Consider the following 23,736-nt stretch of genomic DNA (forward strand, 5'->3'; position numbering starts at 1 on the left):
GCTAGGGGGTCGGGGCAGGTCAGCGCAGCCGCCCGACGACCGCTTCGGCGACCGCCTTCGCGCTGCCGGGGTTCTGCCCCGTGATCAGCAGGCCGTCCTCGACCACGTACGTGGCGAACGGCTTCTCCGCCGTGCTGTAGGACGCCCCGAGCTGCTTGAGCCGGTCCTGGAGGCTGTAGGGAACCACGTCCGCGCGCTGGGCCAGCTCCTCCTCGGGCCACGAGAAGCCGGTGACGTCCTTGCCCTGCACCAGCGGCTCCCCGCCGCTCAGGGTGACGTCGAGCAGGCCGCACGGTCCGTGGCAGACCGCCGAGACGATCCGGCCGGTTTCGTGGAACCGGGCGATGAGCGATTCCAGCGCCGCGCTCTGGTGGAAGTCGAACATCACGCCGTGCCCGCCGGTGAGGTAGATCGCGTCGAAGTCCTCGACGTCGACGTCCGCCACCGGCACGGTGTCCGTCAGCTTGTCCATGAACGCACGGTCGGCGTAGCGCTTGTCGGTGCCCAGGTCGGCGAGGACGTCGTGGGCCAGGCTCTCCGGGTCGAGCGGGACGTGGCCGCCCGCGATACTGGCGATCGTCATCGCGAAGCCGGCCTGTTCGGCGACGTCGTAGAAGTGCGTCAGCTCCCCCAGCCACAAGCCGGTGCGGTACCCGGCCTTCTCGTACTCGCCCACGCTCGTGACGATGACCAGGATGCGGTTGGTGCCGGCCATGGCGGCCTCCCTCTCCGAGCTGCCGGTAAGCCGCCGATGGCGCTGCCGGTACCCGCGAGCACTCCGCGAAGGCTGGGCGACGCCAGCGGCTCACTCCCACCGTAACCGTGATCATTCACGCCGCAACCCGGCTCCCGCGCCGGGGATTTGGGTCCTGGAGCCACCCGTACAACGCCCGAAGGCGGCACCCCCCGGAAGGGGTGCCGCCTTCAGTACGTACTCCGGCGCTATGGCCTGCCGATCCTCGGGAGGATCAGAAGTCCATGTCACCGCCGGGCATGCCACCGCCGGCCGGGGCGGCGGACGCCTTCTCCGGCTTGTCGGCGATGACGGCCTCGGTGGTGAGGAACAGCGCGGCGATGGAGGCGGCGTTCTGCAGCGCAGAGCGGGTCACCTTCGCCGGGTCGATGATGCCCTCGGCGATCATGTCGACGTACTCGCCGGTCGCGGCGTTCAGACCGTGGCCGACAGCCAGGTTGCGCACCTTCTCCACCACAACGCCGCCCTCAAGGCCGCCGTTGACGGAGATCTGCTTCAGCGGGGCTTCCAGGGCCAGCTTCACCGCGTTGGCGCCGGTGGCCTCGTCACCCTCAAGCTCCAGCTTCTCGAAGACCGAGGAAGCCTGGAGCAGGGCCACGCCACCGCCGGCGACGATGCCCTCTTCGACGGCCGCCTTCGCGTTGCGAACGGCGTCCTCGATGCGGTGCTTGCGCTCCTTGAGCTCGACCTCGGTGGCGGCACCGGCCTTGATGACGGCCACGCCGCCGGCCAGCTTCGCCAGACGCTCCTGGAGCTTCTCGCGGTCGTAGTCCGAGTCCGAGTTCTCGATCTCGGCGCGGATCTGGTTCACGCGGCCCTGGACCTGGTCGCTGTCACCGGCACCGTCGACGATGGTGGTCTCGTCCTTGGTGATGACGACCTTGCGGGCGCGGCCCAGCAGGTCGAGACCGGCGTTCTCCAGCTTGAGGCCGACCTCCTCGGAGATGACGGTGCCACCGGTGAGGATGGCGATGTCGCCGAGCATGGCCTTGCGGCGGTCACCGAAGCCCGGGGCCTTGACGGCAACGGACTTGAAGGTGCCACGGATCTTGTTGACGACCAGGGTCGACAGGGCCTCGCCCTCGACGTCCTCGGCGATGATCAGCAGCGCCTTGCCGGACTGCATGACCTTCTCCAGGAGCGGCAGCAGGTCCTTGACGTTGCCGATCTTGGAGTTGACGATCAGGATGTACGGGTCGTCGAGCGACGCCTCCATACGCTCCATGTCGGTGGCGAAGTACGCCGAGATGTAGCCCTTGTCGAAGCGCATACCCTCGGTGAGTTCCAGCTCCAGACCGAAGGTCTGGGACTCCTCGACGGTGATGACGCCTTCCTTGCCGACCTTGTCCATGGCCTCGGCGATGAGCTCGCCGATCTGGGTGTCGGCGGCGGAGATGGAGGCGGTCGAAGCGATCTGCTCCTTGGTCTCCACGTCCTTGGCCTGCTCCAGCAGGGCGGCGGAGACGGCCTCGACGGCCTTCTCGATGCCGCGCTTGAGTGCCATCGGGTTGGCACCGGCGGCGACGTTGCGGAGGCCCTCCTTGACGAGCGCCTGGGCCAGGACGGTCGCGGTCGTCGTGCCGTCACCGGCGACGTCGTCCGTCTTCTTCGCGACCTCCTTGACCAGCTCGGCGCCGATCTTCTCGTACGGGTCCTCCAGCTCGATCTCCTTGGCGATGGAGACACCATCGTTGGTGATCGTGGGGGCGCCCCACTTCTTCTCAAGGACGACGTTGCGGCCCTTGGGGCCGAGCGTGACCTTGACGGCGTCGGCGAGCTGGTTCATACCGCGCTCAAGGCCGCGCCGCGCCTCCTCGTCGAACGCGATGATCTTGGCCATGTGAAGTGGTCCTCCCAGGACGAAGGGGGCACCTCCCACGCCGTCAAGACGTGGGGGCGGATTTCTCCGGACCGCGCTGGCGCCCGCGACGGACGGACCACATGCCTGACGGTTCCTTCCCGCCCTGCCTGCGGACCTCACCGACGGTCCAAAACTGTCACTCTCACCCGGAGAGTGCTAACGCCAATGATTAGCACTCGACCCCCTAGAGTGCAAGCGCCTTCGAAGAAGGCTCCCTCTGGGGAGGCGGTCGGGCGACGGGTGGGAGCAAGCGCCTTCGAAGAAGGCTCCCTCTGGGGAGGCGGTCGGGCGACGGGTGGGAGCAAGCGCCTTCGAAGAAGGCTCCCTCTGGGGAGGCGGTCGGGCGACGGGTGGGAGCAAGCGCCTTCGAAGAAGGCTCCTTCCGGGGAGGCGGTCGGGCGACGGGTGGGAGCAAGCGCCTGCGGACGACGTCGGGGGGGGCACATCCCGCTCCCGGGTACGACAGGAGGCCCGCACCTCCGAAGGGATGCGGGCCTCCTTCACGCTGCAGTCGGTCGGCGCTTCAGCCGGCCACCCGGACCATGTCCGCCTGCGGCCCTTTCTGGCCTTGCGAGATCTCGAACTCGACCCGCTGGCCCTCCTCAAGGGTGCGGTAGCCGTCCATCTGGATCGCGCTGTAGTGGACGAAAACATCCGCACCACCGTCGACCGCGATGAAGCCGTACCCCTTCTCCGCGTTGAACCACTTGACGGTGCCCTGAGCCATGCCTAACTCCCCTATTACTGGCCCTTGCACAGGACCGCACTCCGCGGACCCGGGTCAGACCTCACCCCGCGAATGGCCCGTGGGGTGTGCGCCGGAACGCGTCGACCGCCGCTGAATGTATCTGCACCGATGCCCAGCGCAACAGGTCAATCGGACGAGAATTCTGACGCCGCCGGAAGGGCCGATATGCCCTGAACTCCCCATATTCCCGGGCAAGTCGGGCCGGGCATAGCTCACCTAAGCCGCAAAAACCGCACACACTTTGCGCACAACTCACCGCGATCTCTTGGGCGTCGAGCCGCTCACGGTGGGGGCGAAGAAGGGAAACAGCGAAATGGTACCGCGTTTTGCAGGACCCTTTCACAAATCGGAATCGCCCCGTCCGCTTAACTACGGACGGGGCGATTCCGGTCAATCGAAGAAAGGATGGCGCGAATCAGATGGTGCCCATCCCGAAAAGGCAGCGGCTCAGCAGCCTCCGGCCACCGCGGGAATGATCGAGATGCCCGCGCCGTCCGGCGTCGGCGTCTGAAGGCCCTGCTCGAAGCGCACGTCGTCGTCGTTGACGTACACGTTCACGAAGCGGCGCAGCTTGCCCGCGTCGTCCAGCACGCGGGCCGCGATGCCCTGGTGGTTCTTCTCCAGGTCGCCGATCACCTCGGAGAGGGTCGCGCCCTCGGCCGCGACCTCGGCCTGGCCGCCGGTGTACGTGCGGAGGATGGTGGGGATGCGGACCTTGACGCTCATGGGGTGTGCCTCCAACGGCTACGGGAGTACGACTGCGAGTTCGGGGGCCGCCGGGCGAGCGGCGGCGGGCGGGACGGTCAGCCGGCCAGACCGGCCGAGCGGAACGCGTCCAGGCTCGGGCGGATGGTGGCCGTGGGCCCCGTGGTCGGGGCGACGGCGTCAAGCGTCTTGAGGCCGTCACCGGTGTTCAGGACGACGGTGGTCAGGGACGGGTCCAGCAGACCGTCATCGATGAGCTTCTTGGTCACGCCGACGGTCACGCCGCCCGCGGTCTCCGCGAAGATCCCTTCCGTCCGGGCCAGCAGCTTGATCGCGTCCACGACCTGCTCGTCGTTGACATCCTCCACCGCGCCGCCGGTACGGCGCGCGATGTCCAGGACGTAGGGCCCGTCGGCCGGGTTGCCGATCGCCAGCGACTTGGCGATGGTGTCCGGCTTCTGCGGGCGCACGACATCGTGGCCGGCCTTGAAGGCCGTCGAGACCGGCGAGCAGCCCTCCGCCTGGGCGCCGAAGATCTTGTAGGGCCGGTCCTCGACGAGGCCGAGGGCGATCAGCTCCTTCAGCCCCTTGTCGATCTTCGTCAGCTGCGATCCTGACGCGATCGGGATGACGATCTGGTCCGGCAGCCGCCACCCCAGCTGCTCGCAGATCTCGTACGCGAGCGTCTTGGAGCCCTCGCCGTAGTACGGACGGAGGTTGACGTTGACGAAGCCCCAGCCCTCGCCGAGCGGGTCGCCGATCAGCTCGCTGCAGAAGCGGTTGACGTCGTCGTAATTGCCCTCGATACCGACCAGGTCGCCGCCGTAGACCGCGGCCATGACGACCTTGCCGGCCTCCAGGTCGTGCGGGATGAAGACGCAGGACTTGAAGCCGGCCCGGCGCGCCGCCGCGCCCACTGCGCCGGCCAGGTTGCCGGTCGACGAGCAGGACAGGGTCGTGAAGCCGAAGGCACGGGCGGCCTCGACCGCGATGGCGACGACCCGGTCCTTGAAGGAGTGCGTCGGGTTGCCGGAGTCGTCCTTGACGTACAGGCCGCCGGTGACGCCCAGTTCACGGGCTAGGTTGTCGGCCTTGACGAGCTTGGTGAAGCCGGGGTTGAGGTTCGGCTTCTCGGCCACGTCATCGGGGACGGGCAGCAGCGGCGCATAGCGCCAGATGTTGTCGGGACCGGCCTCGATCCGCTTCCGCAGGCCCTCGGGGTCGCCGCCCGGCAGGTCGTACGCCACTTCGAGCGGCCCGAAACAGCTCGCGCAGGCGAAGATCGGGCCGAGTCCGAACCGCTCGCCGCATTCGCGGCAGGAGAGCGCGACGGCAGGACCCAGAGCGACGGAGGGAGCGTTTTCGGTGACTTCAGTAGCTTGCACAGCCATGGAGGGAGGCCCTTTCTCCTCATCTTCCTCGCGGCGCATCTCGCCACGAGACGGATTTGGCACCTTCCCTAGCCGGGAGCCTCACGCGCGCGGGACGTTTCCACGTCCTGGCGGCAAGACCGGCTGGAGGGTTGCCGGGGCTTCAACGGGCCGTATCCCTCTGCCCCTCTGGATGAGCGGTATGGCACTGGGCAAAATCCCAGGCGTTTGTGGTGCGGTGACCCCGGCATGCGGCGGTCGTCCGCGTTGTTCAAGACTGTAACCGAAGGCCCTGACGGTTGAGATAGTCGTCCGAACCGCGAGATGGATCACATGCGCCGCTGACACGGCGCGCACCGAGGAGTCGAAGACGTGCTGGATGAGGTGGAGCGCTGGCTGGAGCGCCGCTCCTGGTCGGCTGCCGACCGCCCGCTCGGGCGGCTGCTGGACGCCAAGCGGCAGACCGGCCGGACGGTCAGTGTCGTGCTGCCCGCGCTCGACGAGGAGGCCACGGTCGGCACCATCGTCGCGGCCATCCGCGCCGCGCTGATGACCGCCGACGTGCCGCTGGTCGACGAGCTGGTGGTGCTGGACTCCGGCTCCACCGACCGCACGGCCGAGGTCGCGGCGGCGGCCGGGGCGCGCGTCGTGCACCGCGACACCGTCCTGCCGCGGCTGCCCGCGCTGCCCGGCAAGGGCGAGGTGCTGTGGCGTTCGCTGCTGGCGACCCGCGGCGACATCGTCTGCTTCATAGACGCCGACCTGCGCGCCTTCTCGCCGTCCTTCGTCTCCGGCATCGTCGGCCCGCTGCTGACCGATCCGGACATCCAGTTCGTGAAGGCGATGTACGACCGGCCGCTGGAGACCGGCGGCGCCCCTGGCTCCGGGGCCGGTCAGGGCGGCCGGGTCACCGAACTGGTGGCGCGCCCCCTCCTCAACCTCCACTGGCCGCAGCTGGCCGGCTTCGTCCAGCCCCTGGGCGGCGAGTACGCGGCCCGCCGCTCCCTGCTGGAACGCCTGCCGTTCCCGGTCGGCTACGGCGTCGAGCTGGGCCTGCTGGTGGACGCGCTGCACACGGTCGGCCTGGACGCGCTCGCCCAGGTGGACGTCGGGGTCCGCAAGCACCGCCACCAGGACGGCCAGGCCCTCGGCCGGATGGCGGCCGCCATCTACCGCACCGCCCAACTCCGCCTGGCCCGCGGCCACTTGGTGCGCCCCCGGCTCACCCAGTTCGACCGCGGCGCGTCCGGCTTCGTGCCGCGCACCACCGACGTGGACACCGAGGAGCGGCCCCCGATGGCCGAAATACCGGAGTACGCGGAGCGCAGGGCGGCCTGACGGCGCGCGGGCGGCACCTCGCCCGTCTACTCTCGCCGCATGGTCTCCGAACGCAAGTCTGCCGAGGTGCTCGTCGCCTCCAACCGCGGTCCGGTCTCCTACGCCCTGGCCGCGGACGGCACGCTGACCGCCAAGCGCGGCGGCGGCGGTCTCGTCTCGGGCCTTTCGGCCATCGGCCCGGACACCGACGCGGTCTGGGTGTGCGCCGCGCTCGGCGACGGCGACCGGGCGGCCGTACGGCGCACCGGCGGCGACCTCGACCCGGACGACACCGGCGGACAGCGCGTCCGGATGCTGGACATCCCCGCCGACGTGCACGCCGCGGCCTACAACGGCATCGCCAACTCCGTCCTGTGGTTCGTCCACCACATGCTCTACCAGACGCCCCTGGAACCCGCCTTCGATACGGACTTCCGTACGCAGTGGGCGGCCTACGAGGCGTACAACGCGGCCTTCGCCGACGCGCTCGCCGAGGCCGCAGCGCCGGGCGCCGCGGTCCTCATCCAGGACTACCACCTGGCGCTGGCCCCCGGAATGCTCCGCGAACTCCGCCCCGACCTGCGGATCGCGCACTTCTCCCACACGCCGTGGGCGCCCGCCGAGTACTTCGCGATGCTGCCCGACGACATCCAGCGGCAGCTGCTGCGCGGCATGCTCGGCGCGGACCGGACCAACTTCCTGACCCGCCGCTGGGCACAGGCGTTCCAGAGCTGCTGCCGGGCCGCGCTGGGCGCGGAGGGCGAGGTCGCCGATGCCCGGATCGGCGTGTACGGCCTGGGCGCCGACGCCGGGTTCCTGCGCGAGCGGGCGCACCGGCCGGACGTCGGCGATCGGCTCGCGGCGCTGCGCGCCCAGGTGGGCGGCGACGCGGCCGACGGCGCGGCCCGCAGGACCATCGTCCGCGTCGACCGCACCGAACTCTCCAAGAACATCGTGCGCGGCCTGCACGCCTACCGCAGGCTGCTCGCCGATCACCCGGAATGGCGCGAACGCGTCGTCCACATCGCCTTCGCCTACCCCTCGCGCCAGGACCTGGCCGTCTACCGCGACTACACCGCCGAGGTGCAGCGGGTCGCCGACGCCGTCAACGCCGAGTACGGCACGCCCGGTTGGCAGCCGGTCGTACTGCACGTCAAGGACGACTTCGCCCGCTCGCTTGCCGCCTACCGCCTCGCCGACGTGGCCCTGGTCAACCCCATCCGGGACGGCATGAACCTCGTCGCCAAGGAGATCCCGGTGGTCTCCGACGCGGGCTGCGTCCTGGTCCTCTCCCGCGAGGCGGGCGCCCACGAGGAGCTGGGCAAGCACGCGCTGACGGTCAACCCGTACGACATCAACGCCACCGCCGACGCCCTCCACGCGGCCCTGTCGATGCCCGCCGCCGAACGCGCCACCCGCACCGAACGCCTGGCCGCGGCCGCCACCGCGCTGCCGCCGGCCCGGTGGTTCCTGGCGCAGCTGGAGGAGCTGCGGGCACTGGAGGGCCGGTCCTGCTGACCGCCCGGGTACCCGCTCCGCGGGCGTCGCGGGGCCGGGTCTAGCGTGGTGGTCCGTGACAGGAACAACGCTTGCGGCCGGTCTGCCGGAACTCACCGCGGGGCGGCTGGTCGGCAGCTGGCAGCTCGATCCGTACGCCCTGGCGCTGGTGCTCGTGCTGGGCGGCCTCTACGCCTGCGGTCTTGTCCGGCTCGCGCGGCGGGGCGAACGGTGGCCGCTCGCGCGGAGCGCGGCCTTCGCGGTGATCGGGCTCGGCAGCATCGTGGCCGCGACCATGTCCGGCCTTGCGGTCTACGATCACGAGCTGTTCTGGCCGGCCGCGGTGCAGAACGTCGTGCTGGACCTGATCGCACCGCTGGGCCTGGCGCTGGGCGACCCGCTGGCCCTCGCGCTGCGGGCGCTGCCCTACGAACGTCCCGCCGCCCGGTGGCTGCGGGCGCGGCTGACCGGCCGTGCCCTGAGACTGCTGACCTTCCCCCTGGTCAGCACGGTGCTGGTGCTCTCGTCCGAGCTGGCGATCTACTTCACGCCGTACTTTCCGACGGCGCTGCGGCACAGCCCGCTGCACGAGCTGATGTACCTGCAACTCCTGGTCGTCGGCAGCCTCTTCGTCCTGCCGCTGCTCACCCGTGAGGCGCTGCTGCCGTCGTGGTGCAGCCATCCGGTGCGGGCGCTGCTGGTCCTGGTCGACGGGCTGGTCGACGCGGTGCCCGGCATCGTCGTGATGACCAGCGGCACCGTCATCGCGGGCGGCTGGTACGCCACCCGGCACCGGCCCTGGGATCCGAGCCCGGAGCGCGACCAGATGATCGGCGGCGGGCTGATGCTGACCATCGCCGAGGTCGTCGGACTGCCGTTCCTGATCGCGGTGTTCGCGGAGTGGGTACGGTCCGAGCGCGCCAGGACGAAGGCGCTGGACGCCCGGCTGGACCGCGAGCTGGCGGTGGCGGGCGAGGCGGCCGCTGCGGGTGTGCCGGACGCGGCGGGTGTGCCCGGCGTGGCGCAGCCGGAGCTGACGCGGCCGTGGTGGGAGACCGATCAGGGGGCGGTCGGCGAGCGCTTCCGGCGGCACGGCGGGGGCGGCTGACCCGGGCGGTGCGGGTGAGGGCGGCCGGGCTACGGCCGCCCCGTCACGGTCACGTCAGCGGTCCGCGAGCCGGTCCGCCAGCCCGTCGACCAGCGCCACCACACCCTCCGGCCCGTCGACCACCAGGTCCGCGCGGTCGGCCAGTTCGGCGACCTCGGTGCTGCCGCTGCACACCAGGAGGCCGGTGAGGCCGTCGGCGCGGAGGCGTTCGACGGCGTCGAAGGCGGCGAGGTCACCGAGGTCGTCGCCCGCGTAGAGGACGGTGCGGGCGCCGGTCTCGCGGACCCAGTCGGTGAGGGCGACGCCCTTGTCCATGCCCGGTGGGCGCAGTTCCAGGACGAGGCGGCCCGGTTCGACGATCAGGCCGTGGCGGGCGGCGAGCACGGACAGCGGCTCGCGCAGCCGGTCGAAGGCGCCCTGCGGGTCCGGGGCGCGGCGGGTGTGCACGGCGAGGGCGCGGCCGCCCTTGGTCTCGATCGCGGTCGCGGTCCAGGGGCCGAGCCAGACGCCGGAAGCGGCCAGTACGCCGGGGAGTTCGGCCGCCCTGGCGGCGAAGGCGGGGGGCGGCGGGGGCGCGTGGACGGTGTTGCTCGCGGCTTCCCAGCGCTCGGCGCCGTAGTGGCCGAGCACGACGAGGTGGTCCAGGCCCGGGACGCCCGTGACGCCGGCCAGGCGGACCGCGACCGCGACCGGGCGGCCGGTGATCACGGCGGCGGCGCGCAGCCGCGGGACGAGGCGGCCGAGTGCGGTGGTGGCGCCGGGGTGCGCGCGGGCCTTTTCCGGGTCGGGGACGATGTCGGCGAGGGTGCCGTCGAAGTCGAGGGCGATCACGGTGCGTTGCGGCTCGGCGAGCAGCGCGGCGAGACCGGCCCGGCCTGCTGCGGTCTTCGGCTCGGGGAGGGGGCGGGGGCCTGCGGCGGGGCCCGGCGGGGCGGGTTCCTGGGGGGCGGATTCCTGCGGGTCCGGTGCGGCGTTCGGGGAGCTGCCCATGGTGCCGAGCCTACCGGTGGGGCGGCGTGGTGCGCCGGGTGTGCGCCGCCCTGGAGCGGGCCGGGCGGCGGGCTCCGGCCCGGTCCTTCACCGCCGGGTGCGGCGGGCGGCGCGTATCCGGCGGAGGCGGTTGACGGTGACCGGATCGTGCTCCAGTGCCCGTACGTCGTCCAACAGGGCGTTCAGGAGCTGGTAGTAGCGGGTCGGCGAGAGGCCGAGCCGTTCGCGGATGTAGCGCTCCTTGGGTCCTGCCGACGGCCAGGAGCGGCGCTCCACGGCGAGCACCGCTTCGTCCCTGGCCGAGAGCCCGCCCGCTTCGCCGTCGTCCGCGCCGTCCGCCTCGGGTGCGCCGCCGTCCGCGCCGCCTCCCGCGCCGCTGGTCATCACGCGTCCGTACCGCTCGTCATCACGTTTCCACGATAAGCCCACGGTCCGACAGTGCCGGATGCCCGCCGGGGGCGCGGGTGGTCACTCGCTGGTGTTGTCGGCCGCGTCCGCGGCGTTCTGCAGCTCGGTGAGCACGCTCTGCGGGTCGCCCTTGGGGCCGACCGCCGCGCCCATCTTCGCCTTGAGGGACTTGGAGACCATCGGCCAGGAGATCTTGTTCGCGGGGTAGAACTCGGCGTCGCGGAGCTGCTTGAGGAAGCTGTGCAGGCTGCTGAACTTGTCGTCGGCGGCCATCTTCTGGGAGGCCGTGGTCGTGACCGGCAGCAGCCCGTAGTCGTGCGAGAACGTCAGGACGTTGCTGTCGCTGTAGACGAAGTCGAGGAACTTGCCGGCTTCCTTGCGGTGGCCGTTCTGCTTGAACGCCATCATCCAGTCGGCGACGCCCATGGTCGCCTTGGCCCTGCCGTTGACACCCGGCAGGTCGGCGGTGCCGTAGTCGATGCCCTTGGCCGCGGCCTGCTTCATCAGGGTCGGGTGGCCGTTGAGCATGGCGGCGTCACCGTCGGCGAACGCCCGGAAGGCGGCCTCGCGGTTGAGGGCGGCCGGGTCGCCGCCGGTCAGGCCCTTGCCGACGAGGTTCTTCCGGAGCCAGTCGAAGGTCTTGACGTTCTCCGGCGAATTGATCGTGTACTTGCCGATGTTGTCGGTGTAGCCGCCGCCACCGCTGAGCATCCAGATCATGGTCTCGGCCTGGGTCTCCTCCGGGCCGAGCGGCAGCGCGTAGGGCATCTTGACGCCGTGCGCCTTCAGCAGCGCGGCGTCCTTGGCGACGTCGTCCCAGGTCTGCGGGGGTTCTGTGATGCCGGCATCGGCGAAGAGCTTCTTGTTGTAGAAGAGGCGGCGGGTGCTGGCGCCGAACGGCATGCCGTACTGGATCCGGTGGTACTCGCCGGCCTCGGCGAGCGCGGGTGTGAAAGCGGCCTGGGTCGGGATGGAGAGCAGCTGGTCGGCGCTGTAGAGCTGGTCCTTGGCCGCGTAGTCGGCGTACGCGCCGATCTGTGCGAGGTCGGGTGCGTGGCCGGCCTTGACGAGGGCGGCGACCTTCTTGTCGACCTCCGTCCAGCTGTAGACGTCGACGTCGACCTTGATGCCGGGGTTCTTCTTCTCGAAGGCGCTGGTCAGTTCGTCCCAGTAGTGCTGGGAGCTGTTGGACTTGCCGTCGCCGTAGTCCGCCGCGACCAGTTTGAGAGTGACGTCACCGTCGCCGCCCGGACCTCCGTCACAGGCGGTCAGGGTCAGAGTCATGACGGTGGCGAGTCCCGCCGCCGCCAAGGTCACGTACCGCCGCTGCACCGCTATTACCGCCCTTTGTCCCGAATGATGTGTGAGTACCCGGTTTGCCGTACGGCTTCAGGGATCGCCCTCCACCGGCATGGGCAGCGAGTCTCCCCCGCGTGCCGTCACAAGGTCTACACCACCTCCCGTATCGCTGGGGTATCGCCCCGGGGAGGCGCAGGTCACAGCGGTTTTGCGTCAAATAAATCATGGGGTAACACCAAGGATAATTCCCGGCGAACAGCAGGCGGTACGGCGAGTGGACTAGACCTTTCATGCCGGATCGCGCGAAACTGTTCCCGTGAGACACGTCATCGCCCTTGATGTGGGCGGCACCGGAATGAAGGCCGCCCTCGCGGGAGCGGACGGCACCCTCCTCTACGAAGCACGCCGCCCCACCGGCCGCGAGCACGGCCCCGAAGCCGTCGTCGAGGCCGTCCTCGGCTTCGCCGCCGAACTGCGGGACATCGGCAAAACCAGGTTCGGCAGCACGGCCGCCGCCGCGGGAGTCGCCGTCCCCGGCATCGTCGACGAAGCCGCCGGCCTCGCCGTCTACTCCGCCAACCTCGGCTGGCGGAACGTCCCGATGCGGGCGCTGCTGTCCGCACACCTCGGCGGCGTGCCCGTCGCACTGGGCCACGACGTCCGCACCGGCGGCCTCGCCGAAGGCCGCATCGGCGCGGGCCAGGGCGCCGGACGCTTCCTGTTCGTGCCGCTGGGCACCGGCATCGCGGGCGCCATCGGCATCGAGGGCCGCATCGAAACCGGCGCACACGGCAGCGCGGGCGAGATCGGCCACATCGTCGTACGGCCCGGAGGACCGCCGTGCGGCTGCGGACAGCGCGGCTGCCTGGAGGCGCTGGCCTCCGCCGCAGCCATCGGCCGCGACTGGGCCGCGGCCTGCGGCGACCCGGAGGCCGGCGCCGCGGACGCCGCCAAGGCCGTGGCGTCCGGCGACCCGCGCGCCGCCGCCGTCTGGCAAAACGCCGTGGACGCGCTCGCCGACGGCCTGGTCACCGGACTCACCCTGCTCGACCCGCAGACGCTGATCATCGGCGGCGGCCTCGCCGAAGCGGGCGACACGCTCTTCGTGCCGCTGCGCGAAGCGGTCCGCCGCCGCGTGACCTTCCAGCGCCTCCCCTCGATCGTTCCGGCGGCCCTCGGGGACGCCGCCGGCTGCCTGGGCGCAGGACTGCTCGCCTGGGATCTTCTCTCCACGGAGGTATCGGCCTGATGGCACAGAAACAATCCGCGGGACGGGCCGACGGCCGGCGCACCACTCTGGCCGGCGCCCGCATCGCCCGGCCGTCCGGCGTCGTCGACGGCGGCCGGATCACCGTCGAAGGCAGCCGCATCGCCGACGTGTCCAGCCGCGGCGGCGACCCGGAAACGGCCGGCACCGCCATCGACCTGACGGGCCATCTGATCGTCCCCGGCTTCGTCGACATGCACGTCCACGGCGGAGGCGGCGGCTCCTTCTCGTCCGCCGACCCCGAGGAGTGCCTGACCGTCGCCGCCACGCACCGCAGGCACGGCACCACCTCGATGGTCGCCTCGACCGTCACCGGCGACCTCGACGAACTCGGCAGGCAGGCCGCGGTACTCGCCGAACTCGTCCAGCAGGGCGACCTGGCCGGCATCCACTTCGAAGGCCCCTTCATCTCCCCGCACCGCTGCGGCGCCCACCAGCCCGAGCTGCTGCGCGACCCCGACCCGGCCGACGTCCGCAAGCTCGTCGACGCCGCCCGCGGCACCGCCCGGATGATGACCATCGCCCCCGAACTGCCCGGCGGCCTGGAGTCCGTACGGCTGCTCGCCGACGCCGGAGTGATCGCCGCCGTCGGCCACACCGACTCCACGTACGACGCCACCCGCGACGCCATCGACGCCGGCGCCACCGTCGCCACCCACCTCTTCAACGCCATGCCCGCCCTGGGACACCGCACACCGGGACCGGTCCTGGCCCTCCTGGAGGACGAGCGGGTCACCGTCGAGCTGATCAACGACGGCACCCATCTGCACCCGGCCGTCCTGGAGATGGCCTTCCGCGACGCGGGCGCCGGACGCGTCGCCTTCATCACCGACGCCATGGGCGCGGCCGGCATGACCGACGGCATGTACCCGCTCGGGCCGATGCGGGTCGAGGTCAAGGACGGTGTCGCCCGGATCAGCGAAGGCCCCACGGCCGGCTCCATCGCCGGCTCCACGCTCACCCTCGACCGCGCCTTCCGCCGCGCCGTCACCCTCGACCGGCTCCCCGTCGAACAGGCCGTACAGGCCCTGTCCGCCAACCCGGCCCGCCTCCTGGGCATCGACGACCGCACCGGCTCCCTGGAAGCCGGCAAGGACGCCGACCTGGTGGTCCTGGACGCCGCCCACGAAGTGGCCGGCGTGATGCGCCGCGGTGAATGGGTGGTCCGCCCGGCCGGTGTCTGACGGACCGCAGGAGCGCGGGCCGAACCGCCGTTCAGCGGACGGCGGTCGGCCCGGGTCTGGGCCAACCGCCGTCCGCGATGGCATGATCGCTCGCGCACTTGTCCGTACGCGGCCGCCGAGCGCGGTTGCCAGACCAGCGGCCGTCCGCCCGACGGCCGTCCGGCCAACCACTGCCCGGCCGGCGGCTGCCCCATCGGCACAGCCGTCCGAGCACGGCGCGGGAGGGGGAACCATGATCCTCACGGTCACGCTGAACGCCGCCCTGGACATCACCTACCGGGTACCGCAGCTGCGCCCGCACACCACACACCGCGTCACCGAGGTCGTCGAACGCCCCGGCGGCAAGGGCCTGAACGTCGCCCGGGTGCTCACCGCGCTCGGCCACCGCACCGTCGCCACCGGATTCGCCGGCGGCGCCACCGGCGACGCGCTGCGCACCCTGCTCGCCCAGGAGACCGACGTCACCGACGCACTGCTCCCGGTCGGCGGCACCACCCGGCGCACCATCGCCGTCGTCGACACCGCATCCGGCGACACCACCCAGCTCAACGAACCGGGCCCGACCGTATCCCCCGCCGAATGGGACACCTTCCTCGGCACCTACCGCGAACTCCTGGGCGACGCACGGGCGGTGGCGCTCTGCGGCAGCCTGCCGCCCGGCGTACCGGTCGACGTCTACGCCCGGCTGACCCGGGCCGCACGCGCCGCCGGCGTCCCCGTCCTCCTGGACACCAGCGGCGAACCGCTGCGCCGCGGCCTCGCCGCCCGCCCCGACCTCGCCAAGCCGAACGCCGACGAACTCGCCGCCCTCACCGGCTCCACCGAACCGCTGCGCGCCGCCCGCGAAACCCGCCGCCGCGGTGCGCACTCCGTGGTCGCCTCCCTGGGCGCCGACGGCATGCTCGCGGTCACCCCCGACGGCACCTGGCAGGCCGCCCCGCCCCGCCGCATCGCGGGCAACCCCACGGGCGCGGGCGACTCGGCGGTGGCCGGTCTGCTGTCCGGCCTGGTCGAAGGGCTTCCCTGGCCGGACCGGCTCACCCGCGCGGTGGCCCTGTCCGCCGCGACCGTACGGGCCCCCGCCGCCGGTGAGTTCGACGCGGCGACCTACGAAGAGCTGCTGCCGCGCGTGAAAGTGACGGACCATCCGGTTCCGGCCACATGAGGCGGCAGACCCGGGTGTCTGCTAGAGCTTCTTCTCCAGCCAGATCTGGTCGATGTTCACATCGCACTTGTTGCCGTCCTCGCAGGACAGCATGACGGTGTTCCCGCTCTTCTTGTCCAGGTCGACGCGCGCCCAGGTCTTGGTCCACCTGTCCCAGGAGCCCTTCTCGGCGTTCGCGAAGTTGCCCATGCTCACCGGCCGCGACTGCGCCTTGCCGTTGACCGTCACCGTGAGGTTCTCGTCCTCGCCCGGCACGTTGTAGCCGACCCACATCTTGTAGGCGCCGGGCTCGGGGACGTCCAGCGTCCACGTCACGGACGCGCCCTGGTTGTTCATGCCCGCGACGTACGTGCCGCCCGCCGAGCGCGCGCCCGGGAGGTCCTTCGTGGTGGTCGCGCCGCCCTGGAGCTTGAGGCTGCCCGCGTCGTCCTTGGGGAGCGGGGCGTCGCTGGGCTTGTCGGACGGCTTGTCGGTGGGCTTGACGGAGTCGCTCGCCGTCGGCTCCTTCTTGCCCGCCTGGTCGTCGGTGCTGTCGCCCTTGTTGTTGGTGATCATCGCGACGCTGATGCCTATGCACACCACCGCGACCACCGCGACGGCGCCGATCAGCAGGCCCTTGTGGCTGCGACGCGGCTCCTGGCCCTGGGGCGGCCGGCCGGAACGGGGAGGCTCGCCGCCCGGCAGCGTCTCCGGAGCGGCGTAGTTGGCGTGCGGCCGGCCGTACGCGGGCTGCTGGGGGGCCTGTTGGCCGCCGTACTGCCGCTCGCCGACCGCGCGCACCTGGTTGTAAGAGGTCCGCGGGACTCCCGGCTGCCGCGCCGTCCCGCCGTCGCCCGTCGCTCCCGCGCCGCCTTCGCCGCCTTCCGAGCGGTAGAGGTAGGCGAACGGGTCGTCGTTCTCCGGCGTGTCCGCGCCATTGTTGCCGGCCGTCATTCCGTGTCACTCCCCAGCGATCTGTACCGCATCCGTACGCATTCGCAGATGTCTGCGTGAACTGTTTTTCGGGCCCCCGGCGGCGCCGCGCCGCATCGGCGCAGCCTACCCCTTCGGCACCGGCCCACGCCGGGTCCGTCCAGCCACAAGATCGCTACGGATCGGTGAACGACCGGTGTGAGGAGGAGCGATGCCGCGGGTGTGAGATACGCGGCAACCTGACGCGCTCCGGGGCCCGGCGCCTCAGCCCGCCGCCCGCCCTTTCGCCTTCGACCGGGAGCGCTTTTCCACGTACATCCGCTGGTCGGCCGAGGCCAGGACCTCCTCGGCCGACATTCCGCAGCTCGCCCAGCTGATCCCGAAGCTGGCGCCGACCCGCACCGCGCGGCCGTCCACCCGGATCGGCGGGATGATCGCGTTCCGCAGCCGTACCGCGAGGTCCTGGGCGTCGGCGGTGCCGAGACCGTCGGCCAGCACCACGAATTCGTCGCCGCCGAGCCGGGCGACCGTATCGCCGTCCCGCACGCCGCTGGTCAGCCGCCTGGCGACCTCGATCAGCACCGCGTCGCCGGTGTGGTGCCCGAACCTGTCGTTGATCGACTTGAAGCCGTCGAGGTCGCAGAAGAGGACGGCGAGGCCCTTGGAGCCGTCGTCGGCGGGGCCGTCCGTCGGCGCGATGGTGTGCACGTGATGGTCGTAGGGCAGCGGGCCGCCCACCGACCGTTCCATGCCCTCCAGACCGTCGAACGCCTCGTCGTCGACCCGGAAACCGTGCGGATCGGACGGGTCGGCGAAGACCGTGGCGGAGACCGCGTACGCGTCGGCGGGCGAGCCCGGCGGGCAGCCGCACAGCCGGGCGCCGAGCCGGGCCCGCAGCTCGGCGCTGTTGGGCAGGCCGGTCAGCGAATCGTGGCTGGCACGGTGCGCGAGCTGGAGTTCGTGCCGCTTGCGGTCCTCGATGTCCTCGACGTGCGTGAGCAGGAACCGCGGCCCGTCGGCGGTGTCGGCGACGACGGAGTTGCGCAGCGAGACCCATACGTACGTGCTGTCCCTGCGGGCCAGCCGCAGCTCCGCCCTGCCGCCCTCGGCCGAGGTGCGCAGCAGGGTGCCGATGTCCTCGGGGTGCACGAGGTCGGAGAAGGAGTAGCGGCGCATCGCGGACGCCGGGCGGCCCAGCAGCCGGCACAGCGCGTCGTTGGTCCGCAGCAGCCTGCCGTGCTGGTCACCGCCCATCTCGGCCACCGCCATCCCACTCGGCGCGTACTCGAACGCCTGCCGGAAGCTCTCCTCGCTCGCCCGCAGCGCCTGCTGTTCGCGCTCCAGCCGGACCAGGGCCCGCTGCATGTTGGCCCGCAGCCGGGCGTTGCTGATCGCGATGGCGGACTGGAAGGCGTACATCTGGAGCGCCTCCTGGCCCCAGGCGCCGGGGCGGCGGCCGTTGCGCGGCCGGTCGACGGAGATCACTCCGAGGAGTTCGCCGCTGCCGTTGGCCGCCGCGTACATGGGGGCGAAGAGCCGGTCCATCGGATGCCACTCGTCGGCGAAGCGGGGCGCGGGCCCCGCGGTGTGCCACTGCGGGACGTCGTCGTCGTCCAGCACCCAGCCCTCGGTGTGCGGGATGAAGCACAGCTCGCCCCACCGCTCGCCCATGGCCAGCCGGCGCTCCCAGGAGCTGCGCGAGCCGACCCGCCCGGCCATCAGCGCTTCGGCACCCGCGCTGCCGGCCACCGCGGCGACGACGAGATCGCCGTCGGGGCGGACGAGGTTGACCGCGGCCAGCTCGTAGCCCAGCCCCGTGGTCGCCCCGTCGGCGACGATCTGCAAGGTGTCCGCCAGGCTACGTGCGGTATTCAGCTCGGCGACCACTTGGTGCAGCTGCCGCAGGGTCGCAAGACGGACGTACGGCTCCGACTCGGCCTCCATCGCTCGCTCTCCCTGAGACCTCGACAGCAACTCCAGGATTCTTTATCGTCCGATTCCACGCTCACTGAATCACAGTGAGCTGCCCACTCGGTACACAGGGTCAACAATTACCGTGCGCTGTGACTCAAGTCACAGAACGTGAAGTGTAGTTGACGACGTCCCCGGGAACCCCGCCAGGAGCGTTCCTGCACTTCCTGAAAGCAAATTCCGGCGTCGGCCGTCTCAGCCGTCAGACCTAGGACGCGGGTGGTTCCCGGGCCCGATGCGCCCTCGGGGCGGATGACGTTAGCGTTCATGGCGTGTTCACGAAAAGCCCTGCCGCCGCATCCGCCGGTATCCCCGCCGTCACCACCGCATCCGTGCCGGACGGAGCGCCGATCCCCCATTCTGGTGGGGTGAGTGACGACGAGTTCCGAGCCGCCCTGTCCCGCCTCGCCGCCGGCGTGGTGCTGATCACCGCACACGCCCCGGACGAAGGACCGCACGGCGAGGACGTCGGCATGACCGCCACGGCGTTCGTTTCCGTGTCATTGGACCCACCCTTGGTGATGGTGAGCGTTCGCAACGACTCCCGGATGGACGACCTGTTGGCGCAACAGCCGCTATGGGCGGTGTCGGTCCTGTCGGAGCATCAACGGCAGATTGCCGGGCGATTCGCCATGAAGGGCCGCATCAGCGACCGACTGCTCTTCGCCGACCTTCCCCACGTACGGGGCGAAGCGGCCGGCGCACCGCTCATCGGCGGCGCGCTCGCCACCCTGGAATGCCGCACCGAACAGCGGGTGGTGGCCGGCGATCACACCCTCGTCATCGGCCGCGTCCTGACGGCGTCGGCACCGGGCGAGGACGCCGGACCGCTCACATACTTCCGCGGAAAATACCGGCATTTGGGGTGAATTGCCGCGGTGGAGGCGTACGGATGCGGGCGCGCGCGAGGCGTACGGGTGCGCGCACGGACGGCTCGGGCCGGCACGCCGTGCGCACATCGATGAGTTCGGCATACGGATACGCGCACGGACGGCTCCGCCCGTGATGCGGCGCTCCGCAGGCCCCGGCTCTTTCAGCCCCAGTCGCGGCCCGAGCGGCCGCGCTTGGTGTCGCCGCGCTGCTTCTTCTCGCGCAGCCGGCGTTCGTTGATGCCCCGCGGAATCCGCGACTTGCGGCGCGGCTTGGGCGGCGGCGCGGTCGCCTGCGCCAGCAGCGCGGCGAGCCGGACGGCCGCGGTCTCGCGGTTGCGCCACTGGGAGCGGTGGTCGGACGCCCGTACGGACAGCACGCCGTCGACGAGCCGGCCCGCCAGCCGCTCCAGGGCGCGCTCCTTCCACACCTCGGGCAGCACCTGCGTCCTGCCGAGATCGAAGCGCAGCTCGACCTGGCTGTCGCTGGTGTTGACGTGCTGGCCGCCCGGACCCGAGGAGCGCGAGAAGCGCCACATCAGCTCGGCCTCCGGCAGGGCGACCGAACCGCGGATGACATAGGGACCGGACATGTGTCCCATGTTCCCGTGTTTCCCGGCGCCGGGCACCCGCTTTTCGTCGGCACGCGGCCGCCACGCCATCAGGATTCGGCAAAGAAAGTAAAGTCGCCTGGAACCTCCTGACGCCCTGGGCGCGTTGAGAGGGATGACGGTAGCTTCGTCAGTTCGGTACGAAGCCCGACGGTTCGACGATTCGATGAGGAAAGGGACTTCCCATGGCTGTAAGCCTGTCCAAGGGCGGCAACGTCTCGCTCACCAAGGAGGCCCCGGGCCTGACCGCCGTCACGGTCGGCCTCGGCTGGGACGTCCGCACCACCACCGGCACGGACTTCGACCTCGACGCGAGCGCCATCGCGGTCAACCCGAGCGGCAAGGTCTACTCCGACCAGCACTTCGTCTTCTTCAACAACAAGGTGACGCCGGACCAGTCCATCGAGCACACCGGCGACAACGTCACCGGCCAGGGCGAGGGCGACGACGAGCAGATCAAGGTCAACCTCGCGGGCCTGCCGGCCGACGTCGAGAAGATCGTTTTCCCGGTCTCGATCTACGACGCCGAGAACCGCAGCCAGAACTTCGGCCAGGTGCGGAACGCCTTCATCCGCATCGTCAACCAGGCCGGCGGCACCGAGATCGCCCGCTACGACCTCAGCGAGGACGCGGCGACCGAGACCGCCATGGTCTTCGGCGAGCTGTACCGCAACGGCGCCGAGTGGAAGTTCCGCGCCGTGGGCCAGGGTTACGCCTCCGGCCTGGTCGGCATCGCCCAGGACTTCGGCGTCAACGTCTGACCCGTGCCGACGCACTGACAAGCCGGCCGAGGCCGCCCGACCCGCCACGACGCGGGACGGGCGGCCTCGTGACACCATCGATGACGTGATCGACCTCGGCTACTCCCTCTCCCGCCGCTTTCCTGACCCCCCGCAGACCGACTACCGGACCGCGGACGTCCGCACGCTGCGCCACGACCTCTTCTGCGGCGATGTCTACATCGCCGACACCAAGGAGGACCGCGAGGTGTCCACGGCCTGGGGGTGGGTGCCGGTACTCGACTTCGCCTGGGCGCTGTGCGACATCGTCGAGCAGCTCGACACCGACCCGCGGGGCAGCCGCTCGGCCCGGCCGGTCCACGCCGAGCTGGACTTCACCGAGTCCTCCGACCGGATGCTCTTCGAGCGCCGCTTCGGCTGGGTCGACGTGGCCGCCGACTGGATGCCCACGGACGAGCCGCCGCTCACCTTCAACCACGGTGCGCTCCGGCGCGAGGCCCGCGACTTCCTGCACGACCTGATCGCCGACCTCGCCGACATGCACGACGGCCTGGACGACAACCCGGCCGTATGGGCCCTCCAGGCCCGCTTCCCCCGCGTCTGACCGACCAGGCCGACCGGGTCACCCGGACCGGCCGGATCACCCGGACCACCCGCCCCCGGCCCGTCGCCAGGGCCCACCCCGTCACTCCACCCGCACCCCCACCTGCGCGGCGAACGCCGGTGCCAGGTCCATCAGTTGGACGGTGCTGATCACGGCGCCCGACAGCTGCTCGATCCCGCGTGCGATGTCCAGTGCGGCCGCGCCCCGCAGGTCGACGTCCTTCATCCGCACCCCGCTGAAGTCCGCCCGCGCGATCGTGCAGTCGTCGAACGTCACCCGCTCCATCTCGGCGCCGGAGAAGTCCGCCTCGACCAGCACGCATCCCTCGAAGACGACGTCCCGCAGCTTCGCCTTGCGCAGATTCGGGAAATCGATCTTCCCGCCCCGCACCAGGACCCGTTCCAGCACCGCGCCGTGCAGCTGTATCCCGCCGAGCCGGGCGTCCGTCACCTCCACATCGCGCAGCGACGCCTGCGACAGGTCCGTGCCGACGCCGCGCACCTCGCTCAGCACGCTGTCGATGATCCGCGCCCGGCTCAGCACCGTCTCGTCGAGCGCGCACCGCCGCACCGCGCAGTCCATGAACCGTGCGCCCCGCGCCGACTGCCCCGCCCAGTCGGCCTCGGTGAACTCCAGCCCGTCGTAGTCCCCTTCGGTCTCCAGCTCCGCGCCGTCGTGCGGCGCCAGCTCGGGCAGCCGCACCTCGGCCCGCCGTACCGCCCGCGCCGTCCCCTTGCCCCGCGCCGCCACGGCGCTCACCGCCTTCCGCCTCACCACGCCCGTACGCCCGCCCCCGGCCACCGCTCCACGTCGGCCGGACGCAGCGGCCCACGCGGCACGTGAGCCCTGTCCCCGTCTGCACACCCATCGTGAACCACACCACTGACAATGCCCGTCCGCGACCCCTCCCCACCCCTCTGACCTGTGACGATCCGACATCGCCTGACACCTCACCCCCGCCCGCGCGTCCCCGCATGTCACATCCGGCCCCGCCCTCCCGTCCAAGCCCACACAGGCACGCACGCACCGCACACACCGCGCACCCAGCGCGCCCGGGACACATCGCGACGGAGGAACTCTCATGGCACGCACGGCCGACACGGCGCACACAGGTCGCCCCGCGCCCCACCCCGCCCCCGCCCGCCTCACCGTCATCGGCGGCGGCTTCGCCGGGCTGACCGCCGCCATCTCCGCGGCCGAGGCCGGCGCCGACGTCACCCTGTACGAGGCGCACCAGACCCTCGGCGGACGCGCCCGTACCGCCGACGCGCCCTACCGCACCAACGAAGGCCCGCACGCGCTCTACAGCCGCGGCCCGCACTGGGCCTGGCTCGCCCAGCGGGGGCTGACCGGGCCGCTCGCCCCGCTGCCGCTGCGCGAAGGCGCCCGGTTGCGCTTCTTCCGCGGAGGCGCCCTGCGGCGCACGCCGCCGCTCGGCATCCTGCGGCTCCGCACCCGGCGCAACGCCCCCGTCGACCAGGACTTCCACACCTGGGCGGCCGGGCAGGCCGGCGAACGGACCGCCCGCGCCGCGGCCCACTACGCAGGTGTCGCGACCTACCACCACGACCCGGGCAGCCTGTCCGCGGCCTTCGTCCAGGAGCGGCTGCGCCGCACCACCGCCCTCGTGCCCGAAGCGCGCTACATCCGGGGCGGCTGGAGCGAGCTGATCGCCCGGATGGCCGGCCACGCCCGCGGCCTCGGCGTACGCATCGAAACCGGCGCCCGCATCGGCACCCTGCCCGAGTCGGGCCCCGTCATCGTCGCCACCCAACTCGACTCCGCCCGCGCCCTCCTGAAGGACGACGGCCTCACCTGGGGCAGCGCCCGTACCGCACTGATCGACGTCGCCGTACGGACCCGTCGCGGCGACGCGTTCCTGGTGTCCGGGCTCGACTTCCCCGCCTGGGTCGAGCGGTTCACCGCCCAGGATCCGGGGCTGGCTCCCCGGGGTGAGCAGCTGCTCCAGGGGCAGAGCGGCATCGGGCCTCACGAGCAGCGCGCCGACGGGATCCGCCGGGCCGAGCTCCTCCTGGACGCCGGTTTCCCCGGCTGGCGCGCACGCACCACCTGGCGGCGCGACTCCCTGGCCACCGGCCGTACGGGCGCGGTGGATCTGCCGGGCACCACGTGGCGGGACCGTCCGGCCATCGACCGCGGGCACGGCGTCTATCTGGCGGGCGATCAGGTCGCGGCCCCCGGTGTGCTGTGCGAGGTGTCCTTCAGCAGCGCCATAGAGGCGGTCTCGCTCGCGCTCGCTTCCGCCCGAGCCCTGCGCAACACGGCGGTGCCCCACCGCGCTTGAGGCGACGGCGGGCCCGCGGCACCGAACGCGTGGCAGGAAGCCGGCCCGCCG

The 23,736-nt window shown here is 71.6% G+C and carries 22 protein-coding genes and 1 riboswitch; of the genes, 10 read left to right on the forward strand and 12 right to left on the reverse strand.

Annotated features, from left to right (window positions below):
* Positions 1-19: 19 nt before the first annotated feature.
* The 5 genes from LIU39_RS12695 to thrC all read right to left on the reverse strand — a co-directional run bounded on the left by LIU39_RS12695 (position 20) and on the right by thrC (position 5,459).
* Positions 20-715: a type 1 glutamine amidotransferase domain-containing protein gene (locus LIU39_RS12695; RefSeq protein WP_227046768.1), complete on the reverse strand. Its 696-nt coding sequence runs from the start codon at positions 713-715 to the stop codon at positions 20-22.
* Positions 716-968: 253 nt separating this feature from the next.
* Positions 969-2,594 carry a chaperonin GroEL gene (gene groL, locus LIU39_RS12700; RefSeq protein ID WP_227046769.1) on the reverse strand — a complete coding sequence of 542 codons (1,626 nt, stop codon included), beginning with the start codon at positions 2,592-2,594 and terminating at the stop codon, positions 969-971.
* A gap of 544 nt (positions 2,595-3,138) precedes the next feature.
* Positions 3,139-3,342: a cold-shock protein gene (locus tag LIU39_RS12705; RefSeq protein WP_003986833.1), complete on the reverse strand. Its 204-nt coding sequence runs from the start codon at positions 3,340-3,342 to the stop codon at positions 3,139-3,141.
* A gap of 468 nt (positions 3,343-3,810) precedes the next feature.
* A complete protein-coding gene (locus tag LIU39_RS12710) occupies positions 3,811-4,089 on the reverse strand; it encodes a MoaD/ThiS family protein (protein ID WP_227046770.1) in 279 nt (92 codons plus the stop codon).
* 77 nt (positions 4,090-4,166) lie between these two features.
* Positions 4,167-5,459, reverse strand: a complete 1,293-nt coding sequence (gene thrC, locus LIU39_RS12715) for a threonine synthase (RefSeq protein ID WP_227046771.1) — start codon at positions 5,457-5,459, stop codon at positions 4,167-4,169.
* 16 nt (positions 5,460-5,475) lie between these two features.
* A riboswitch (SAM riboswitch) is annotated at positions 5,476-5,638 on the reverse strand.
* Between the two features lie 172 nt (positions 5,639-5,810).
* Here thrC and LIU39_RS12720 point away from each other — a divergent pair.
* From LIU39_RS12720 to LIU39_RS12730, 3 genes are read left to right on the forward strand one after another with little or no spacing between them, the layout of a single operon-like run.
* Positions 5,811-6,776, forward strand: a complete 966-nt coding sequence (locus tag LIU39_RS12720; protein ID WP_227046772.1) for a glucosyl-3-phosphoglycerate synthase — start codon at positions 5,811-5,813, stop codon at positions 6,774-6,776.
* Positions 6,777-6,815: 39 nt separating this feature from the next.
* Positions 6,816-8,273, forward strand: a complete 1,458-nt coding sequence (locus LIU39_RS12725; protein WP_227046773.1) for an alpha,alpha-trehalose-phosphate synthase (UDP-forming) — start codon at positions 6,816-6,818, stop codon at positions 8,271-8,273.
* A gap of 55 nt (positions 8,274-8,328) precedes the next feature.
* Positions 8,329-9,360 (forward strand): cytochrome c oxidase assembly protein, encoded by a 1,032-nt coding sequence (locus LIU39_RS12730; protein WP_227046774.1) that lies wholly within the window; start codon positions 8,329-8,331, stop codon positions 9,358-9,360.
* Between the two features lie 54 nt (positions 9,361-9,414).
* Here the strand turns inward: LIU39_RS12730 and otsB are convergent, their stop codons facing one another.
* The 3 genes from otsB to LIU39_RS12745 form a co-directional block, all read right to left on the reverse strand.
* Positions 9,415-10,350: a trehalose-phosphatase gene (gene otsB / locus LIU39_RS12735; RefSeq protein ID WP_227046775.1), complete on the reverse strand. Its 936-nt coding sequence runs from the start codon at positions 10,348-10,350 to the stop codon at positions 9,415-9,417.
* Positions 10,351-10,437: 87 nt separating this feature from the next.
* Entirely contained in the window at positions 10,438-10,734 is a 297-nt protein-coding gene (locus LIU39_RS12740) for a DUF3263 domain-containing protein (protein ID WP_227046776.1), read from the reverse strand.
* 84 nt (positions 10,735-10,818) lie between these two features.
* Positions 10,819-12,090: an extracellular solute-binding protein gene (locus LIU39_RS12745; RefSeq protein ID WP_443742996.1), complete on the reverse strand. Its 1,272-nt coding sequence runs from the start codon at positions 12,088-12,090 to the stop codon at positions 10,819-10,821.
* Between the two features lie 283 nt (positions 12,091-12,373).
* Here LIU39_RS12745 and LIU39_RS12750 point away from each other — a divergent pair, with 283 nt between their 5' ends.
* From LIU39_RS12750 to LIU39_RS12760, 3 genes are all read left to right on the forward strand, one after another.
* Entirely contained in the window at positions 12,374-13,306 is a 933-nt protein-coding gene (locus LIU39_RS12750; protein ID WP_227046778.1) for an ROK family protein, read from the forward strand.
* Positions 13,306-14,508 (forward strand): N-acetylglucosamine-6-phosphate deacetylase, encoded by a 1,203-nt coding sequence (gene nagA, locus LIU39_RS12755; RefSeq protein ID WP_227046779.1) that lies wholly within the window; start codon positions 13,306-13,308, stop codon positions 14,506-14,508. The genes LIU39_RS12750 and nagA overlap by 1 nt, the downstream gene beginning before the upstream one ends.
* Before the next feature lie 232 nt (positions 14,509-14,740).
* Entirely contained in the window at positions 14,741-15,673 is a 933-nt protein-coding gene (locus LIU39_RS12760; RefSeq protein WP_227046780.1) for a 1-phosphofructokinase family hexose kinase, read from the forward strand.
* A gap of 21 nt (positions 15,674-15,694) precedes the next feature.
* On the opposite strand, the gene LIU39_RS12765 is transcribed toward LIU39_RS12760, so the two are convergent.
* Positions 15,695-16,606: a carbohydrate-binding protein gene (locus LIU39_RS12765; protein ID WP_227046781.1), complete on the reverse strand. Its 912-nt coding sequence runs from the start codon at positions 16,604-16,606 to the stop codon at positions 15,695-15,697.
* A 243-nt stretch (positions 16,607-16,849) separates the two neighbouring features.
* The gene (cdgB, locus tag LIU39_RS12770; RefSeq protein WP_227046782.1) at positions 16,850-18,529 is read right to left on the reverse strand and encodes a diguanylate cyclase CdgB; all 1,680 of its coding nucleotides are present in this window, start codon (positions 18,527-18,529) and stop codon (positions 16,850-16,852) included.
* A 335-nt stretch (positions 18,530-18,864) separates the two neighbouring features.
* On the opposite strand from cdgB, the gene LIU39_RS12775 reads away from it, so the two are divergent.
* Positions 18,865-19,425 (forward strand): flavin reductase family protein, encoded by a 561-nt coding sequence (locus LIU39_RS12775; RefSeq protein WP_372463850.1) that lies wholly within the window; start codon positions 18,865-18,867, stop codon positions 19,423-19,425.
* A gap of 164 nt (positions 19,426-19,589) precedes the next feature.
* Here the strand turns inward: LIU39_RS12775 and arfB are convergent, their stop codons facing one another.
* Positions 19,590-20,018 (reverse strand): alternative ribosome rescue aminoacyl-tRNA hydrolase ArfB, encoded by a 429-nt coding sequence (gene arfB / locus LIU39_RS12780; RefSeq protein WP_227046784.1) that lies wholly within the window; start codon positions 20,016-20,018, stop codon positions 19,590-19,592.
* Between the two features lie 203 nt (positions 20,019-20,221).
* Between arfB and LIU39_RS12785 the strand changes: the two genes are divergently transcribed.
* Together LIU39_RS12785 and LIU39_RS12790 are read left to right on the forward strand one after the other, a co-directional pair.
* Positions 20,222-20,797 (forward strand): TerD family protein, encoded by a 576-nt coding sequence (locus tag LIU39_RS12785; RefSeq protein ID WP_227046785.1) that lies wholly within the window; start codon positions 20,222-20,224, stop codon positions 20,795-20,797.
* An 85-nt stretch (positions 20,798-20,882) separates the two neighbouring features.
* Positions 20,883-21,380, forward strand: coding sequence for a hypothetical protein (locus LIU39_RS12790; RefSeq protein ID WP_227046786.1), 498 nt, complete (start codon positions 20,883-20,885; stop codon positions 21,378-21,380).
* Between the two features lie 81 nt (positions 21,381-21,461).
* Here LIU39_RS12790 and LIU39_RS12795 read toward each other — a convergent pair whose 3' ends face one another.
* The gene (locus LIU39_RS12795; RefSeq protein ID WP_227046787.1) at positions 21,462-22,139 is read right to left on the reverse strand and encodes a pentapeptide repeat-containing protein; all 678 of its coding nucleotides are present in this window, start codon (positions 22,137-22,139) and stop codon (positions 21,462-21,464) included.
* A gap of 322 nt (positions 22,140-22,461) precedes the next feature.
* On the opposite strand from LIU39_RS12795, the gene LIU39_RS12800 reads away from it, so the two are divergent.
* The gene (locus tag LIU39_RS12800; protein ID WP_227046788.1) at positions 22,462-23,685 is read left to right on the forward strand and encodes an NAD(P)-binding protein; all 1,224 of its coding nucleotides are present in this window, start codon (positions 22,462-22,464) and stop codon (positions 23,683-23,685) included.
* The last annotated feature ends 51 nt before the right edge of the window (positions 23,686-23,736 follow it).

The organism is Streptomyces pinistramenti (assembly GCF_020564935.1).
Lineage (GTDB): Bacteria > Actinomycetota > Actinomycetes > Streptomycetales > Streptomycetaceae > Streptomyces > Streptomyces pinistramenti.